The organism is Nocardia sp. CA-145437 (assembly GCF_050956485.1).
GTDB lineage: Bacteria > Actinomycetota > Actinomycetes > Mycobacteriales > Mycobacteriaceae > Nocardia.
In genome coordinates this window covers 4514428-4531376 of the sequence record NZ_CP191204.1, presented here as the reverse complement: position 1 = coordinate 4531376, position 16949 = coordinate 4514428, and the positions used below count along the sequence as shown (strand labels likewise).

Below are 16949 nucleotides of genomic sequence, written 5' to 3'. Positions count from 1 at the left end.
ACGATCCTCCGAAGTAATCAATTGTTTTGTTTTTCGTAACAAGTGGCACCAGAATGCGATTTGCTCGAGGACAACACCAATTCAGGAGGTCGGAATGCTATCTGCGAAGCGGCTTGCTGCCAGTGCCGTCGTCGCCACCGCAGCCGCGGGCATGGTGCTCGCCGGTGGTGGAACGGCCCAGGCCGACGATGTGCCGGTGTGGCAGGCGAATTGCCACCTGTACAACATCTTCAACACCGGCGGAATGTCCAATTGCGAGTTGCCGACCTGGCATCAGGTGAAGCTCACCTGTGTCGCCTGGCCCGTTCCGTTCACCTATTGGAAGTACGGGCCCATGCAGTACGGGCAGAACCAGTCGTGGGCCAGCTGCGACTCGTTCAACGCCTTGGTGGGCGTCGAGATCGTTCAGGCCTACCCCTGATCGAACGAAAAGACCTCGGGATCGCGTCCGGCGATCCCGAGGTGTTTGTCGTCGCTGTCCGGTGATCAGCGGCCGGTGCGCAGGCGGTACTCGATCGCGTAGCCGAGCTTGCCGGGTTTGGCGTCGGAGTACGGCTTGGAGATCTTGCCGAACTCGCCCTTGTCCTCGGGGCTGCCGCCGTTCCAGGCCGGGAGCACATCCAGCTGTGAGGCGGTCTTGCCCTCGGCGACGACGGTGTTCGGGCCGAGCGCGACCTGCGCCTGGGTGACGGTCTTCAGCGCGGCCAGGTAGGCGGGGAAATCGTTGCGGTTCCAGTCGCCGCCGACCTTGTTGTCGCGCATCCACGCGCCCCAGTAGAACTCCTCGAAGGGCAGGGTGCCCTCGTGGAAGCCGATGTCGCGGGCGAAGTACATCATGGAGCGGTACTTGTCATCGGCGAAGTTGGCCAGGCCCACCGACTTCGGGAGCTGGTGCTCCTTGATGGCGTTGCCGTTCACGTCCTCGAGCCAGGTCCAGCCGTTGGCCTTCATGGCGTCCCAGAACTTGCCGTCGGGCAGGGTGCTCAGGTTGCCGAGCACGCGCAGCCGTACGTGGGTGTCCGCGCCGCCGTCCGGGGTCTCGAAGAACGAGGTCAGGGTGTGGTGGCCGTCGGTGAGGTACAGCCGGCCCTGGGGACCGATCACCACGGTCTTCATCGGCGCGATGGAGTCGGCGGTCTCGGAGCCGATCGCCACCTTGCAGGTGAACGAGGACGAATCCTTCAACTGCGCGGCCGGGCTCACGGTGGCGGCGGCGACCTGGCCGTTGGCCTCGCACCAGTCGTCGAACTTCTTGTTCACCGCGTCCTTGCCGAGCGTGTAGCGGCCCAGCTTGTAGAACACCTCGTCGTAGCCCAGCGACGGCTGGGTCGGCAGCACATCACCGATACGGACGTCGACCAGATCGTTGGTCTTGGCGCACAGGTAGGCCGCGCCGGGGGTGGACCGCTGGTCGTGGTCGCAGAAGGAGGGCCGCTCGCCCGGCTCCCCGGGAGCGGCGACCGCGACGGCACTGGTCAGGGCCATCAGTGCGCCCGCGAACGCGGCGACCAGGCGGCCGCGCGCGACGGTGGTGTTCGACATCGAATCCTCGAATTCATGCGGTGATACAAGCCGCATTACGGTGACCAGCGCCGATGACCGGCCCGCGATGCCCCGACGGCCAGATGCTGTTGTCTCGGCCAATAATTGGTGAACGGGCGCCACGCGCGTGTGCGGCCACTGAGTCCGATAACAGTGATCTGAGTCACTCATGGCCGCTACCCTGTTGTCACCCGGTTGCTCGTGCCGCGAACCAAGGGCCTGTGGCTGCGCGAAACGCCGTGGAGAGAAAGGCGTCTCGAACATGAGCAGTACACCGACCGCAGTGCCTCCGGCCGCGGAATTCCCCCCGCCGACGCTGGTCACCGGACTCTGGCGGCGCAAGCTCCCGCACTATCCGGAAACGCCCGCTCGGTCCTGGTATCTCTTCCTCGTCGTCGTGGTGTCCGTCGCGCTGTACTACCAGCTGTTCGTGTCGGGAGCCGTCGGCAACCAGCTGATCGCCGATTTCCACCTGACCTTCCGCTATTTCGTCGGGATCTTCATCATCGGCGCGGCCTTCGGCGCCGTGGCCTCGGTGGTGACCGGCGTCCTGGACCGCTGGGGCCGCGCCAATATCGTCGCCTACGGCACCGTCGTCACCTCGCTGCTGACCCTGTTCGCGCAGCCGCAGTGCACGACCAAGGAATCCTTCCTGGCCATCTACTGCATCATCAGCATCGTCGAGGGCGCGGTGCTGGTCGCGACGCCCGCGCTGGTCCGCGACTTCTCCCCGCAGTTGGACCGCGCCTCGGCCATGGGCTTCTGGACCCTGGGACCGGTGCTGGGCGCGCTCGTCACCACCGAGATCTCCACGCACACCCTCGACGCGCACCCGGATTGGCAGTACCACTACCGGCTCGCGGGTGTCATCTGTCTGGTGATCTCCCTCGTCGGCCTGGTCGGGCTGCGCGAGCTCAGCCCCCGGCTGCGGGATCAGATCATGGTGTCGCTGCGGGACAAGGCGCTGATCGAGGCGCGGGCGCGCGGGTTGGACGTCGAGGCGCTGGAACGCAATCAGTGGAAGCAGATGATGCACCTCGACATCGTCGGCTCGGCGCTGGCCATCTCGATCTTCCTGGCGTTCTTCTACACCATCGTGTCGTTCCTGCCGGTGTACATGGCGACCAATTTCGGGTTCACCGCCGCCCAGGCCAACGCGCTGGGCAACTGGTATTGGATCGCCAGCGCCTTCTCGCTGGTGATCACCGGCATCGTGTCGGACAAGATGAAGGTCCGCAAACCGTTCATGGTGTTCGGCGCGATCATCAGCATCATCGGGACCTACGTGTTCCTCAGCTACACCGACCAGCCCGGCACCGACTACTACACCTTCGCGATCGTCATGAGTTTCACCGCGGTCGGCACCGGCATCGCCTACTCGACCTGGATGGCGAGCTTCACCGAGACCGTGGAGAAGCGGAACCCGGCGGCCACGGCGGTCGGGCTCGCGGTGTGGGGCGGCGTGCTGCGCACGGTGGTGACGTTCGTGCTGCTGGGGCTGCTGCTGGTGGTGACCGCGGCGGGCACGCTGGTCAACTACGGGCCGCGGTTGCAGACCATCAACGCCAAGTACCACGAGGAGATCGCGACCATTCAGACCGTCGGCGAGGACACGCTCACCGCCCTCGCCAAGAATCCGAACGACGTCGGAGCGCAGGTCGCCGCGCTGGTGAAGCTGACCGGGGATTCCCCGGCCGACATCAAGACCACGGTCGAGCTCAACGCCAAGTACCCCGAGGAACTGGCCACCCTGCAGGCCATCGATCAGAAGGTGCTGGTCAAACTCCTGACCGACCCCAATGACAAGGCGGCCCAGGCCACCGCGGTCGGGCAGGTCGCCCAGAAGTTCGGGATCCCGCCGGATCAGGCCGGAGCCCGGATCGCGGCGGCCGGGAAGGTGCCCGTCGATCAGCTGGCCGTGGCCTCCCAGACCGGCCCGGCGTTGACCGCCGCGAGCGCGAAACTCAAGGCCGTGAGCGCGATCCCCGCCGACGACCTGGCCTACCTGTCCGAGCACGGCAAGGAAGTGCAGCAGGCGCAGAAGGATTCACCGAAGCAGTGGAAGACCTGGTGGTGGATCTGCCTGATCGCCCAGATCTGCTTCATCCCGTTCGTGTTCGTCATGGCCGGACACTGGAGCCCCAAGAAAGCCGCGGAGGAGGCCGCCGAGCACGACGTGGCCGTCCAGCGCGAGCTGGCGACACTGCCGCACTGAGGCCTCAGCCGGGGAGCAGCGTGGTGTCGCGCACCGCTCCCCGGTCCGCCGAGGTGGCCAGCAGCGCATAGGTTTTGAGCGCGGGGGAGACCTGCCGTTCGCGGTGCCGCGGCCGGTAGCCGCCGTTCGCCTCCACTTCCGTCCGCCGCCTGGCCAGTTCGGCGTCGGGCACGTCCATGGTGAGGGTCCGGGACGGGATGTCGATCGTGATCGAGTCGCCGTCGCGCACCAGCGCCAGCGGGCCGCCCGCCGCCGCCTCGGGGGAGATGTGCCCGATCGAGCAGCCCGAGGAACCGCCCGAGAAGCGGCCGTCGGTGATCAGCGCGCATTCCCCGGCCAGGCCCAGGCCCTTCAGGTACGACGTCGGATACAGCATCTCCTGCATGCCCGGCCCGCCGCTGGGACCCTCGTAGCGGATGACGAGCACATCGCCGGACTTGATGCGGCCGGACAGGATCGCCTCGACGGCGTCCTCCTGCGACTCCACCACCAGGGCCGGACCGGTGAAGGTGTGCATGTGCGCGGCCACGCCCGCCGACTTCACCACCGCGCCGTCGGGGGACAGGTTGCCGCGCAACACCGCCAGCCCGCCGTCGCGGGAGAAGGCGTGCGCCACATCGTGAATGCACCCCTGGGCCGCGTCCACGTCGAGGGAATGCCACCGCTCGGACTGGGAGAACGCGGTGGCGGACCGCTTGCCGCCCGGCGCGGCGTGGAACAGTTCGAGCGCCGCCGCGGAGGGCCGGCCTCCTCGCACGTCCCAGTCGTTCAGCCACGCGCCGAGTGAATCCGCGTGCACCGCACGCACATCGCGGTGCAGCAGCCCCGCCCGGTCGAGCTCGCCCAGCAGCGCCGGGATGCCGCCCGCGCGGTGCACGTCCTCCATCAGGTACTCACCGTTGGGCGCCACCTTGCACAGGCACGGCACCTGCAACGACATTTTCTCGATGTCGGTGAGCGTGTAGTCCAGCCCGGCCTCGTGCGCGGCCGCCAGCAGGTGCAGGACGGTATTGGTGGATCCGCCCATGGCCAGATCCAGGGCCATGGCGTTGTCGAAGGCGTTGCGGGAGGCGATGTTCCGGGGCAGGACCCCCGCGTCGTCCTCGTCGTAGTAGCGGCGGGTCAGCTCCATCACCGTGCGCCCGGCGTCGCGGTACAGCTCGGCGCGGGCGGTGTGGGTGGCCAGGGTGGTGCCGTTGCCGGGCAGGGCCAGGCCCAGTGCCTCGGTGAGGCAGTTCATCGAGTTGGCGGTGAACATGCCCGCGCAGGATCCGCAGGTGGGGCAGGCGTTCTCCTCGATGAGCGCGAGGTCGGCGTCGGACACGTCGGGGGAGACGGCGTCGGCCATGGTGGTGATGAGGTCCAGGCGGCTGCGCACGGTGCCGTCGACCAGCACCGCGTTGCCGCCCTCCATGGGTCCGCCGGAGACGAACACCGTCGGGATGTTCAGCCGCAGCGCGGCCATCAGCATGCCCGGGGTGATCTTGTCGCAGTTGGAGATGCACACCAGCGCGTCGGCGCAGTGCGCGTTCACCATGTATTCGATCGAGTCCGCGATCAGGTCTCGCGACGGCAGCGAGTACAGCATTCCGCTGTGCCCCATGGCGATTCCGTCATCGACGGCGATGGTGTTGAACTCGCGTGGGATGCCGCCCGCGGCGCGCACCGCCTCGGACACCATCCGCCCGACCGGCTGGAGATGGGTGTGGCCGGGCACGAACTCGGTGAAGCTGTTCGCGATCGCGATCACCGGCTTGCGGCCGATATCGGCCGACGGGACTCCGCTGGCCCGCATGAGCGCGCGGGCCCCCGCCATGTTCCGACCGTGTGTGACCGTGCGTGAGCGCAACTCGGGCACGACGCCACCTCCTGCTTCGCCTCGACCATCCGCAACCAAACGGTTGCAACTGAATGGTTGGAGTTTGCCACAGCCGTGAGCCCAACCGCAACCGTCCGGTTGGAGATGGTTGGATGGACCCCATGGCGTGGGATACCGAGAGAACCAGACGACTGCTGCTCGAGGCGGCCGTCCACGAGTTCGCCGAACGCGGACCCGACGGCGCCCGGGTCAATGCCATCGCGACCCGCGCGGGCATCAACAAGGAACGCATCTACCAGTACTTCGGCGACAAACGGGGCCTGTTCGAAGCGGTCCTCACCGATCAGCTCGAGCAACTCGCCGCGGCCAGCCCGCTGACCGCCGACACGGCCGGGGACCTGGCCGAGTACGCCGGCCACGTGTTCGACTTCCACCACACCCACCCGCAGTTCCTGCGACTCATGTACTGGGAGGGCTTGCAGCCGCAGGAGGGCCGCCTGCCCGCCGAATCGGCGCGGGCCTCCCACTACGCGGAGAAGGTGGCCGCGCTGGCCGGCGCCCAGCAGGACGGGACCCTCGCCGACGAGGTGGCCCCCGGCTACCTGCTGTACGCGGTCGCGGCCCTGGCCGCCTGGTGGTTCGCGGCCCCGCAGGTGGTCCGCATGATCCTGGGCCCGGACACCGATGACCCGGACGCACTGCGGGCGGCCTTGGTCAGCCTGGTGCGACGGCTCGAGGTGCGGAACTAGCTCAGCACCGAGCCCTGCTCGAGCGCCGACCGGCAGCGAGGACGGTTGCCGCGACATGCGCTGTGCGTCGCCTTCTATCGGCTGCGCCACCATCGATGCGGACGGTCAGTGCTGTGCGAATGCTTCTCGACGGTGAACGATTCGGTCCGGCGCGAGTGCGTCGGCGAGGGCGCTCAGAACCGGGGCGCAACCGGTGTCCAGGGTCAGGGCCGCTAGATCGTCGGCGCGGGTGCGGCCGCGATTGAGGATGATGACCGGGCGACCGGACTTGGCGGCGCGGCGGGCGAACCGCAGGCCCGACATGACCGTGAGCGAGGAGCCGACGACCAGCAGGGCATCGGCGTCGTCCACCAACTCGAACGAGGCGGCCACGCGCGGCTTGGGCACGGATTCGCCGAAGTAGACGATGTCGGGCTTGAGGAGCCCGCCGCAGGTCAGGCAGTCGACCATGCGGAAGGACGCGGTATCGGCCACCACGGCGTCGGCATCGGGGGCGACCTCGAGACCGTCGAGCGGAACCGATTCGGCGAAGCCGGGATTGGCGGCCTCGAGTCGGTCGGCCAGGGTCATGCGGGAGGTCAGGGCCTGGCAGGAAAGACACCGGACGCGGGCGTAGACGCCGTGCAGGTCGATCACCCGGCGCTGCCCCGCCTTGGTGTGCAGCAGATCCACGTTCTGAGTGAGCAGCCCGGTCACGATGCCCGCGCGTTCGAGGCGTGCCAGCGCGTGATGCGAGGGGTTCGGCCTGGCCGCGTCCATGCGCCGCCAGCCGACGTGGTTGCGGGCCCAATACCGTTGGCGGAACACCGGATCGCCGACGAACTGCTGATAGGTCATCGGGGTCCGCGGCGGCGCGCCGGGGCTGCGGTAATCGGGGATGCCGCTGTCGGTGGAGATGCCCGCGCCGGTCAGCACCGCGACACGGCGGCCGGAGACCAGCTCCAGCAGTCGCTCGAACCGCTGCGGGGAACCGGAATCGGGCATGGCGTCAGCCTACGACCCGCCCGCGTTGTGCCGCCGGTCACGTCGTGTCACACCCGCGGGCCCCGCGTCGTCATCAAGGCAGGACGCCACCACAGCGGCGGCACGAGACGAAGGAGATGGTCATCATGGCGAAGACGGTTCTGGTCACCGGCGGCACGGGCACCCTGGGCAGCCTGGTCACTCCGCTGCTGCGGCAGGCCGGGCTGGGCGTGCGGGTGCTCAGCCGCAGCGCGCGCGAGGCGAAGGACGGTATCGAGTTCGTGGCCGGCGACCTGGAGACCGGCGCGGGCATCGCCGAGGCGGTCGCGGGCGTGGACACCGTGTTGCACCTGGCGGGCACCACCAAGGGCGACGGCGACAAGGCCCGCGTCCTGGTCGACGCCATCAATGCCGCGGGGGCGTTCCCGCACCTGGTCTACATCTCGGTGGTGGGCGCGGAGCGGGTCCCCGTGGAGAGCGCCATCGACCGGCAGGTGATGGGCTACATGGCCTCGAAGCGCGACGCCGAACTGGTGGTGGAGAACTCGGGCCTGCCGTGGACCACGCTGCGCGCCACCCAGTTCCACGACCTGCTCTTCACCATGGTGTCGGCCATGGGCAAGATGCCGGTGGTGCCCGCGTTCGACTTCCGCTTCCAGCCCATCGAAACCGGTGAGGTGGCAGCGCGATTGGTGGAACTGGTGCAGGGCGAGCCCGCCGGACTGGTCGCCGAGATCGGCGGCCCGCGCATCTACACCATGAAGGAACTCGAGCGCAGCTACCTGGCGGCGACCGGCCGTCGCCGCCCGGTGTTCACCGTGAAGGCCCCCGGCAAGGCGGCCCGGGTGTACGCGACGGGTGCGAACCTGACCCCCGGGCACGCCGTGGGGCAGCGCACCTGGGAGGACTTCCTGGCCGCCAAGCTGGCCACCGCATGACGGACGCGAAATACGGTGTCAGCGCGGTCCGTTGGTGTTGAGATACACCACCGGACCGTCGCCGAACCGGCCGTGCGCGTTCATGTCCAGCAGTGCGGCCATGGCCTTGGCGGTGTAGACCGGCTCGAGCGTCATGTGCTCCCGATCGGCCGAGAGCGCCTGCGCGGTAGCGGCTTCCGGCATCGGATAGCCGTAACCGGGGCCCAGATACTCGGTGACGATATCCAGATTGCCTGCGGGGGAGATGTTCTCGGGGATGCGCGCGCCGCGGGAGCGCAGCAGCTTCGCGCATCGTCCGGCCAGCGCGGTGAGCGTCGGCTCGTCGAGCCGCAGTGTGTCGTTGACGACCACACCCACCACATGGGTCTTCAGCCCCGCCAGCCGCAGTCCCAGCGACAGCCCCGCCGCCGTCCCACCCGAACCGACCGGGATCACGATGTGACTCGGTTCGGGCAGTTCCCCGGCTCGCACCTGCTCGGCCAATTCCAGTGCCGCCTCGACGTATCCGAGCGCGCCCACCGCCGACGACCCGCCCGCCGGAAGGAAATACGGCGGCCGGATCCCGGTGAAATTCCGGGCCAGCAGATACGGCGCGCTCAGGATGGTCCGCACCTTGGAGTGGGTGAAGTGCAGCTCCGCTCCCGAGGCCCGCAGCCGCGCCAGCTGGGCGCGCACATGGTCGTCCTCGGGCTGATCGATCAGTGCCAGAACGGTTTTCAGCCCGTGCTCGCGTCCGTAGAGCGCGGTGGCCAGCCCCCAGTTGGTGCCCAGTCCGCCCACGGTGACGATGGTGGTGCGGCGCTGCCTCAGCGCGTCGGGCAGCAGCCATTCCAGTTTGCGGACCTTGTTGCCGCCCCAGCCGCCGTCGCCGAACACGCTGTCGTCCTTGAGCCAGATCTCCGCGCCGCCGGAACAGGCGGTGTCGAGGGCGTCCAGTCGCCGGACCGGGGTCGGGGCCGTGCCGAGTCCCAGGTGCGGCAGGGTCGCCTCGAGTTCGGGATGGAGGCGGTACAGGTGCGGCATCACCACTCCAACTTATCGATTGTCCAGTTGCCCGACGAGTGTGGCGGGTAGCACAGGGACGGCGCATCCCTGCTGCTAACTTCTGAAAAGCTATTAGATACGGCAAGGAGAATTCATGCCTGGTGTAACCGATCGCGTCATCATTGTCACCGGAGCCGGTGGCGGTCTGGGTCGCGAGTACGCGCTGCTGCTCGCCCGCGAGGGCGCTCAGGTCGTGGTCAACGACCTCGGCGGCGCGCGCGACGGCTCGGGATCCGGGCACAATATGGCCGACGCCGTGGTCGAGGAGATCCGCGCCGCCGGCGGCACCGCGGTCGCCAACTACGACAGCGTCGCCACCGAAGAGGGCGCGAAGGCGCTGGTGCAGACCGCGATCGACACCTTCGGCGCGGTGCACGGCATCGTGAACAACGCGGGCATCCTGCGCGACATGAGCTTCGTGAAGATGACCCCCGAGGCCTTCGAAGCCGTGCAGCGCGTGCACCTGTTCGGGTCCTTCTATGTCACCCACGCCGCCTGGCCGCACTTCCGCGAACAGGGCTTCGGCCGCGTCGTCATGGCCACCTCCACCTCCGGCCTGTACGGAAACTTCGGTCAGGCCAACTACGGCGCCGCCAAGATGGGCCTGGTCGGCATGATGAACACCCTCGCCATCGAGGGCCGCAAGTACGACATCACCGTCAATGCCGTGGCGCCCATGGCCGCCACCCGCATGACCGCCGACATCGCCTCGGAGGCCATGCTCGAGAAGCTGCCGCCCGCCCAGGTCGCCCCGATCGTCGCGCACCTGATGGGCGAGGACTGCACCGACTCCGGCATGGTGCTGGTGGTCGGCGGCGGCTCGGTGCAACGCGCCCAGTTGTTCGCGAACAAGCCCGTGTTCTTCAGTGAGGTCCCGAGCGTGGATCAGGTGCGGGAGAATTGGAGCCGTATTACTGATATGTCCGACGCTCAGCCCGGGGTGAACCCAGCGGGCTGAGCCTGCTCTGAGGAGCCTCGCCATGAGCGAGAACGCGTGGGACGCACTGGTTGTCGGAGCCGGAGCGGGCGGGCTGTGCGCGGCCGCCCGGCTCTCGCACCGGGGCTATCGAACCCTGGTGGCCGAACGTCTCGACCGAGTCGGCGGGCGGGCTTCCACCGCCGAGCTCGACGGATTCACCATCAACACCGGCGCTGTCGTCATCGAACTCGGCGGCATCACCGAACAGACCTTCGAGGAGGTCGGGGCGAAATTCGAAGTGCGCCCGGCGGATCCGCCGATCCTGTACCGGATCAACGGCCGCGACGTGGACGTCTCCAGCGGCGGCTGGGGACTGCTCATCTCCCAGCTCACCCGGCACGGCGCCCAGCTGCTCGGCGGGTCCGCCCGCGCGGAGGGGGAGTCGCCGGACCGGGAGCTGTCCACCGCCGACTGGGTGCGCCGCTACACCAAAAACGATGCGGTGCAAGGAATCTTCCGCAATATGTGCGGGTCCATCTTCGCGGTCGGCTCCGAGGAGCTGCCCGCGCGGGTGTTCCTCACCTACTTCACGCGGAAGGCGGCGTTCAAGAAGTTCGGCTTCTGTCCCCAGGGCACCATCGGTCTCTGGAAGGCCCTCGCCGAGGTGGTGGAGCGCAATGGGGGAGAGGTCCGGCTCGGCAGCGAGGTGCGGCAACTGCACGTCGAGGGCGATCGGATCACCGGGGCGCGGATCAGCCACGACGGCGAGATCTCGGACATCGCTTGCGCTTTCGCGGTCAGTGACATCGGGCCGTCGGCCACCATGGATCTGGTCGGCCCGGAGCACTTCCCGTCGGACTATGTGGGCCGCGTGCTCCAGCGCGACCTGCCCTGCGCCATGATCTCGGTCAACTTCGCCAGCCGCGAACCACTGATCGACGCGCCCGGGCTGCTCAGCTTCGCCCGCACCCGGCGGCTGTGCTACGTCGCCAACTTCACCGCCACCTGCCCGGAGATGGCGCCCGAGGGCTGGCATCTCTACGTCGGTGGTGGCGTGCCCAAACCCTCGGTCGGCAACTTCGACGCCGAGGCCGAGACCGCGCTCGTGCTCCAGGATCTGCGCGAGGAGATCCCGGGCTTCGAGCGGGCGCGCATCCTGTCCATCGCCGTCACCCGCGACGACTGGCCGCCCCAGCGGGCCGTCGCCGGATACGACCTACCCCACGACACCCCGATCGCCAATCTCTGGAATGTCGGCGACGCGGTCAAGGAGTACGCCAACGGCGGCATCACCGCCTGCATGGAGACGGCGAAGATCGTGGTCGAGGAGATAGTGGACAGCGGAATCGGTCGTTCCGGAACCTGACAACTGATCGCGCGGCCCTCAGTCCGGCGCTGACGTCTCGGGGAGGCGGGACCGCATGCCGGGCAGCCGATCCACCATGGCCACAACGTAATCCGCGACGATGCCGATCAGCACCGGTCGCTCGACCTTCAGGCCGCCGTCGAGCCACACCAGGATCAGCTCCGCCGCGCCACCGGTGATGAGCTGCGCCAGGGCGGTCAGTGCGGTGTCGTCGCCTTCGGGAATGTCGAGCAGCACGCGGGTCTGCTCGATGAGCAGCTCGGCCACCTGCCGCATGCCTTCGAAGCGGCGGCGCATGAGCAGTTCGGACCCGTAGGCCTGGGCGAAGGCGATATTGGCGCGGCGCGGGTCGTCGGTGACGCCGACGATCAGCGCCGCCACCCCGGCGCGCAGTTTGGCCTCCGGGTCGCCGGGGGTGTCGGTCATGGCGGTGCGCGCCTGTTCCAGGGCCTCGCCCTGCACCTCGTCGAGCAGTGCGGTGGCCAGCGCGTCGAGATCGGTGAAGGATTCGTAGAAGAAGCGCGGCCCCACCTTCGCCTGTTCGCACACCCCGCGCACCGTGAGTGCGGCCAGCCCCTGCGTGCCGACGATGTCGAGGGCCGCGTCCAGCAGCCGTCGCCGGCGCTGTTCGCGCCGCTCGTCGGTGGTGGTGCCGCGATAGGTCCCATTGGCAGCTCGCGTCACCTTGTCAGCTTGGCACAGAAATCGGGAAACGACCGTTTACGGAAACTAACGTTTCCGCTACCGTGGAGGCATGGCTGTACGAAAAGCCGTGGTGAATCATCGAATACAGTGCCGGGCCGCCGGATTGCTGCAGCGGTACCCCACCGTGCCGCAGGCGCTCGCGCCCCCGCCGCCCGGCAGTGGGCTGAAGCCGGTGATGGGGGATTACGGTCCGCCCGGCATCGGCCATCTGCTCAGCACCCTCGCCGATCCGCTGAACTTCAGCCGGGACCGCATGCGCCGGTACGGCCCGGTGCAATGGATGGGCGTGTTCGGGCGGCAGGTGGTCGGCGTCGTCAGCCCGGCCGCCACCGAGGAGGTCCTGCTCGACCGCAGGCGAGTGCTGTCCGCGCAACGCGGCTACGAATTCGTGATCGGCCCGTTCTTCCGCGGCGGAATCCTGTTGCGTGACTTCGAGGAGCACGCCTATCACCGCCGCATCCTGCAGCAGGCCTTCACCCGCCCGCGTCTGATCGGCTACCTCGGGCTCACCACCCCGCGCGTCGTGCGGGGCGTCGACTCCTGGCGGCCCGCACCGGATTTCCGGTTGTACGACCACGTCAAGCGGCTGTTGCTGGAACAGGCGACCGTGGTCTTCGCGGGTGCGGAACTCGGCCCCGAGGGCACGCGGCTCTCCCGTGCCTTCGAGGACGCCGTGCACGGTGGCCAGGCCATCATTCGCACGAACATGCCGGGCGGGGTGTGGAGCCGGGGCCTGCGCGGGCGCAAGCTGCTCGAGGACTACTTCCGGCGTGAGCTGCCCGCCAAGCGGGCCGGTGCCGGCGAGGACCTGTTCAGCGTGCTCTGCCATGCCGAGACCGAGGACGGCGAATCCTTCTCCGACGCCGACATCGTGGACCACATGATCTTCGTGATGATGGCCGCCCACGACACCAGCACCCTGGCCATCTCGATGCTGGCCTACGAGCTGGGCCGGAACCCGCGGTGGCAGGAACGGTTGCGCGAGGAATCGCGGGCGTTGGGCAAGCCCACGCTCGACTATGCCGACCTGGACCGGTTACCCGCGCTGGAGATGGCCTTCCGCGAGACCCTGCGCATGTACGCCCCGGTCGGGCAGATGGTGCGAGAAGCCCTGGAGGACACCGAGATCGCGGGATACTTCATCCCCAAGGGCGCGCTGATCATGGTCGGCCCGTACTCCATGATGCGCAATGCCGAGTACTGGCACGATCCGGACGTCTTCGATCCCGAACGCTTCGATCCCGGGCGCGCGGAGGACAAGTCGCACCGCTTCGCCTGGCCGCCGTTCGGCGGCGGCGCGCACAAGTGCATCGGCAAGTACTTCGGCAGCATGACGGTCAAGGCGACCATGCACCGCATGCTGCTGAACTACCGGTGGAGTGTGCCGGACGGCTACGAGGTGCCCCTCGTGCCCAGTACCGGCCCCACTCCCGCGGACGGACTGCCGATCCGCCTCAGCCGCCTCTGACCGTTCACCGCACGTCGCGCGGAATCCCGAGTTCGATATCCAGATAACGCAATTCAGGATCCCGGCGGCGGCCGTTGCGGAAGGCCCGGAACACCAGATCCTGTGGATGTCCGACGGTGAACACCTCGGTGAAGGTCTTCACCGTCCGCCGCGGCGCGCCGCACAGGCTCGGATTGAATCCGGCTTTGGCCAGCGGCCCCTCCCAGATGAGCGCCGCCCCGCCCGGCACGCTGTGCGGGGCGAAACTCCAGCCCAGCTCGCGCATGCGCCGGTCGAACTCGCTCGCCCCGAGTCCGGCCACGTCCCAGCCGCTGGCCTCGTTGAAAAGCTGCCTGCCGTGCAGGAATTGGACGAAGCACGGGTCCGGGCCGGGGTGCGGGGTGCTGAGGTTGATGACGCCGTCCCAGGGCAGGGTGGTCAGCGCCCAGGCCAGCCGTGCCTCGAAATCGTCCCAGTCCGTGCACACCACGGGCTTGCCGCGTTCGCTGGGCCGGTCGGCGGGCAGGCCGTAGCTGCCGGTGCCGGGCGCGTCCATGCTCCAGGTGGCGAAGCGCAGCCGGCCGCCGTCCATCCCGAGCCCGTCGCGCAGCACGGTGACCACGGACTCGGCGACGCCGCGGCGGTGGTCGACCGATTCCCCGCGCTGCCAGCCGGTGCTCCACTCCCGCGCCAGGCGGGGCTGCTGGTGCACGCGTTGCATGGCCCGCCACTGCGGATCCGGTGCGGTGGCATCGGATTCGGACGGTACCGGGACCGGATCCCAGGTGCCGTCGGACTGCTCGCCGATCACGCGCAGTAACCGGTCGGCGTCGTCGGCGTCGTCGGGGACCGCGACCAGCACCTCGATCTCGGTGCCCTGCTGTGCGAAATGCGCTCGGCGGCCGGTGAGTTCGTCACGGACCTGAATGAAACGGGGATTCCACCCGAGTCCCGATTCGTCCGCGTCCTCGTCCTCCTCGAGAAAATACGGCATCCACTGAATCAGCACATCCCATCCCTGCGAACCCACCTTGCCTCCCTCCGGGGTTCCAGCCAACCTACCCGCCGGGCACCGTCCGTGCCCGCCGGTGGGTACCGGTCGAGCTCGGGCTGTGGTAGAACCTGTTCTAGTTTTTCACCTGAAGGGCCACGAATGAACTGGTACACCGGCAATACCGTCTACGACACCGTGCTGACGATCGCGTTCGGTTTCGCTGCCTTCGTCCTGATCGGGGGCCTGTTCCAGCAGAGCCCGTACGGTCGGTTCGCCACCGCCAAGCTCGGACTGAACCTGAACCCGAAACTCGGCTGGTGGTTGATGGAGATTCCGGCCACCGTGGTCTTCGCGGTCGCGTACCTGAGCGGGCCGCACCGTTTCGAGCCGACTTCCCTGGTGCTGGCGGCCATCTGGATTCTCCACTACGCCAACCGGGGCTGGTTCTTCCCCCTGTCGATTCGCCAAGTGCCCGGCAAGACCAGCAGTTTCAACATTTCGGTGCTCGGCATGGGCATGTTCGTCACCGCCATGCACGGCTACCTCAACGGCGCGCTGTTCAGCCACGACTACTTCGGCCGGTACGGCACCGGGTGGCTGACCGACCCGCGCTTCATCATCGGATCGATCATCTACCTCAGCGGTTTCGCCCTGCTCACCAGCTCCGAGTGGATCGTGCGGAATCTTCGCGACAAGAACAATCCGGGCGCAACGGAGTACAAGATTCCGTTCGGTCTGGGCTTCCGATTCGTCACCAGCCCCACCTATCTCGGCGAGCTCATCGCCTGGGCCGGATTCGCCATCCTCACCTGGGCGCTGCCGGGCGTGGTCATCTTCCTGATCACCTTCGGCAACCTGGTGCCGCGCGCCTTCGCCACCCACACCTGGTACCGCGAGAAGTTCTCCGACTACCCGGCCGAGCGAAAGGCCCTGGTGCCGTTCGTGATCTAGCGCCCGTGTCGCAGCGCCTTGTCGCGGTACATGGCGGTGTCCACGGCGTGCATGAGTTCGTCGATGGCGGTGGAGTCGGTGTCCACCAGCGCGGTTCCGATACTCGCGCCCACCCGTACCGACAGTCCCGCCACATCGAACGGGTCGGCGAGCGCGGCCAGCAGGTCCCCGGACACCGAGTCCAATTCCTCCGGGCCCGAGCAGCTTTCGACCAGCACGATGAACTCGTCGCCGCCCAGCCGGGCCGCCACCCCGTGCGGCGGCACGGCCTGGCGCAGCCGCTGGGCCACCTCGCACAGCACCTGATCGCCCGCGGTGTGGCCGCGGCGGTCGTTGACCTCCTTGAAGCCGTCCAGGTCCAGGTAGCAGACGCCCACCTGGCCGGTGGCGGCCGCGAGCCGGTCGAAGAACAACAGCCGGTTGGGCAGGCCGGTCAGCGAGTCGTGGTGGGCGTCGTACCAGAGCCGGTCGGCCAGTTCCTTGCGGTCGGTGACGTCCACGGTGACGCCGACCAGGAAGCGCGGCTTGCCATCGCTGTCGCGGACCACCGTCATGGACAGGTCGATGATGGTGTGCGAACCGTCGGGTTTGGTGTGTTCGGTCTCGAAGCGGAAGCGGTCGATCTCGCCGGACAGTAAACGCTGGAACAGACCGAACGCCTCGCCGATATTGATCGGGCCCAGTATGTCGGAAACCGAGCGGCCCGGCATCTGCCCGGCCGGGACGCCCAGGGTCTCGGCCATGGCGTTGTTGACGTCGACCACCTGCCCGGTGGTGATGTCGACCGTGCCGATGCCGACCGACGCGCCCTCGAAGATGGCCTGGAAGCGGGCTTCGGACAGCTGCCTGCGGGCGTCGGCCTCGCGCGCGGCGGTCAGCGCCGCGGTGAGGGTCGTCTCCTGTTCCGACAACGCCACACTGCGTAGTCCGGCGGTGAACTCGGCCGCGAACTCGGCGGCCAGCTCGATCGCTCGATCGCGCACCGGCCAGTAGTCCGCGCAGCCGGGGTCCGGGCAGGCGTCGGTCACCAGGTCCTTGCACAGCACCAGGACCGACCGGTGCACGGTCAATGGATCCCGATAGTTGGCGCCCACCAGGGCGCGGGCGGCCTCCCGGGCCACCGACATGTCCTCGGTGCCGCGTACCGCCGCGATCAGCCGGTCGCCGAAACCGTCGAGCAACTGCTCGACCTGCGACCGGGTGATCGTCGGCGCCACCGCGCCCTCGAGAGCGTCGGCCCATCGGACCGCCAGCTCGTGTGCTCCCACCGCCTACCCCCTGCCCCTGCCTCGTGCCC

Annotated in this window: 15 protein-coding genes; 8 read left to right on the top strand and 7 right to left on the bottom strand. The window is 68.3% G+C overall.

The window, feature by feature from the left end; translation table 11 throughout:
• Positions 1 to 94: 94 nt before the first annotated feature.
• Positions 95 to 421 (top strand): hypothetical protein, encoded by a 327-nt coding sequence (locus tag ACQPYY_RS21120; protein ID WP_379104407.1) that lies wholly within the window; start codon positions 95 to 97, stop codon positions 419 to 421.
• Positions 422 to 486: 65 nt separating this feature from the next.
• Here ACQPYY_RS21120 and ACQPYY_RS21115 read toward each other — a convergent pair whose 3' ends face one another.
• On the bottom strand, positions 487 to 1542 hold the full coding sequence (locus tag ACQPYY_RS21115; RefSeq protein ID WP_433590685.1) for a ParB/Srx family N-terminal domain-containing protein: 1056 nt from the start codon (positions 1540 to 1542) through the stop codon (positions 487 to 489).
• A 262-nt stretch (positions 1543 to 1804) separates the two neighbouring features.
• Between ACQPYY_RS21115 and ACQPYY_RS21110 the strand changes: the two genes are divergently transcribed.
• On the top strand, positions 1805 to 3757 hold the full coding sequence (locus ACQPYY_RS21110; protein WP_433590684.1) for an MFS transporter: 1953 nt from the start codon (positions 1805 to 1807) through the stop codon (positions 3755 to 3757).
• Between the two features lie 4 nt (positions 3758 to 3761).
• Here ACQPYY_RS21110 and ilvD read toward each other — a convergent pair whose 3' ends face one another.
• The gene (ilvD, locus tag ACQPYY_RS21105) at positions 3762 to 5615 is read right to left on the bottom strand and encodes a dihydroxy-acid dehydratase (RefSeq protein WP_433590683.1); all 1854 of its coding nucleotides are present in this window, start codon (positions 5613 to 5615) and stop codon (positions 3762 to 3764) included.
• Positions 5616 to 5737: 122 nt separating this feature from the next.
• Between ilvD and ACQPYY_RS21100 the strand changes: the two genes are divergently transcribed.
• Complete coding sequence (locus ACQPYY_RS21100; protein ID WP_433590682.1) at positions 5738 to 6325, top strand: TetR family transcriptional regulator; 588 nt, start codon at positions 5738 to 5740, stop codon at positions 6323 to 6325.
• A gap of 105 nt (positions 6326 to 6430) precedes the next feature.
• Here the strand turns inward: ACQPYY_RS21100 and ACQPYY_RS21095 are convergent, their stop codons facing one another.
• Entirely contained in the window at positions 6431 to 7309 is an 879-nt protein-coding gene (locus ACQPYY_RS21095) for an NAD-dependent protein deacetylase (protein WP_433590681.1), read from the bottom strand.
• 125 nt (positions 7310 to 7434) lie between these two features.
• On the opposite strand from ACQPYY_RS21095, the gene ACQPYY_RS21090 reads away from it, so the two are divergent.
• A complete protein-coding gene (locus tag ACQPYY_RS21090; RefSeq protein WP_433590680.1) occupies positions 7435 to 8226 on the top strand; it encodes an SDR family oxidoreductase in 792 nt (263 codons plus the stop codon).
• Between the two features lie 18 nt (positions 8227 to 8244).
• Here the strand turns inward: ACQPYY_RS21090 and ACQPYY_RS21085 are convergent, their stop codons facing one another.
• On the bottom strand, positions 8245 to 9249 hold the full coding sequence (locus tag ACQPYY_RS21085; protein ID WP_433590679.1) for a 1-aminocyclopropane-1-carboxylate deaminase/D-cysteine desulfhydrase: 1005 nt from the start codon (positions 9247 to 9249) through the stop codon (positions 8245 to 8247).
• Between the two features lie 115 nt (positions 9250 to 9364).
• On the opposite strand from ACQPYY_RS21085, the gene ACQPYY_RS21080 reads away from it, so the two are divergent.
• Together ACQPYY_RS21080 and ACQPYY_RS21075 are read left to right on the top strand one after the other, a co-directional pair.
• Positions 9365 to 10228, top strand: coding sequence for an SDR family oxidoreductase (locus tag ACQPYY_RS21080; RefSeq protein WP_379104390.1), 864 nt, complete (start codon positions 9365 to 9367; stop codon positions 10226 to 10228).
• Between the two features lie 22 nt (positions 10229 to 10250).
• A complete protein-coding gene (locus ACQPYY_RS21075; protein ID WP_433590678.1) occupies positions 10251 to 11555 on the top strand; it encodes a phytoene desaturase family protein in 1305 nt (434 codons plus the stop codon).
• Between the two features lie 18 nt (positions 11556 to 11573).
• On the opposite strand, the gene ACQPYY_RS21070 is transcribed toward ACQPYY_RS21075, so the two are convergent.
• Positions 11574 to 12239 carry a TetR/AcrR family transcriptional regulator gene (locus tag ACQPYY_RS21070; RefSeq protein ID WP_379104386.1) on the bottom strand — a complete coding sequence of 222 codons (666 nt, stop codon included), beginning with the start codon at positions 12237 to 12239 and terminating at the stop codon, positions 11574 to 11576.
• Positions 12240 to 12309: 70 nt separating this feature from the next.
• Between ACQPYY_RS21070 and ACQPYY_RS21065 the strand changes: the two genes are divergently transcribed.
• Positions 12310 to 13728, top strand: a complete 1419-nt coding sequence (locus ACQPYY_RS21065; RefSeq protein WP_379104384.1) for a cytochrome P450 — start codon at positions 12310 to 12312, stop codon at positions 13726 to 13728.
• A gap of 4 nt (positions 13729 to 13732) precedes the next feature.
• On the opposite strand, the gene ACQPYY_RS21060 is transcribed toward ACQPYY_RS21065, so the two are convergent.
• Positions 13733 to 14737 (bottom strand): TY-Chap domain-containing protein, encoded by a 1005-nt coding sequence (locus ACQPYY_RS21060; protein ID WP_433590677.1) that lies wholly within the window; start codon positions 14735 to 14737, stop codon positions 13733 to 13735.
• A gap of 123 nt (positions 14738 to 14860) precedes the next feature.
• Here ACQPYY_RS21060 and ACQPYY_RS21055 point away from each other — a divergent pair, with 123 nt between their 5' ends.
• Entirely contained in the window at positions 14861 to 15652 is a 792-nt protein-coding gene (locus tag ACQPYY_RS21055; protein ID WP_379104380.1) for a 3-oxo-5-alpha-steroid 4-dehydrogenase, read from the top strand.
• Here the strand turns inward: ACQPYY_RS21055 and ACQPYY_RS21050 are convergent.
• A complete protein-coding gene (locus ACQPYY_RS21050; protein ID WP_379104378.1) occupies positions 15649 to 16920 on the bottom strand; it encodes a diguanylate cyclase domain-containing protein in 1272 nt (423 codons plus the stop codon). The genes ACQPYY_RS21055 and ACQPYY_RS21050 overlap by 4 nt on opposite strands.
• Positions 16921 to 16949: the final 29 nt, after the last annotated feature.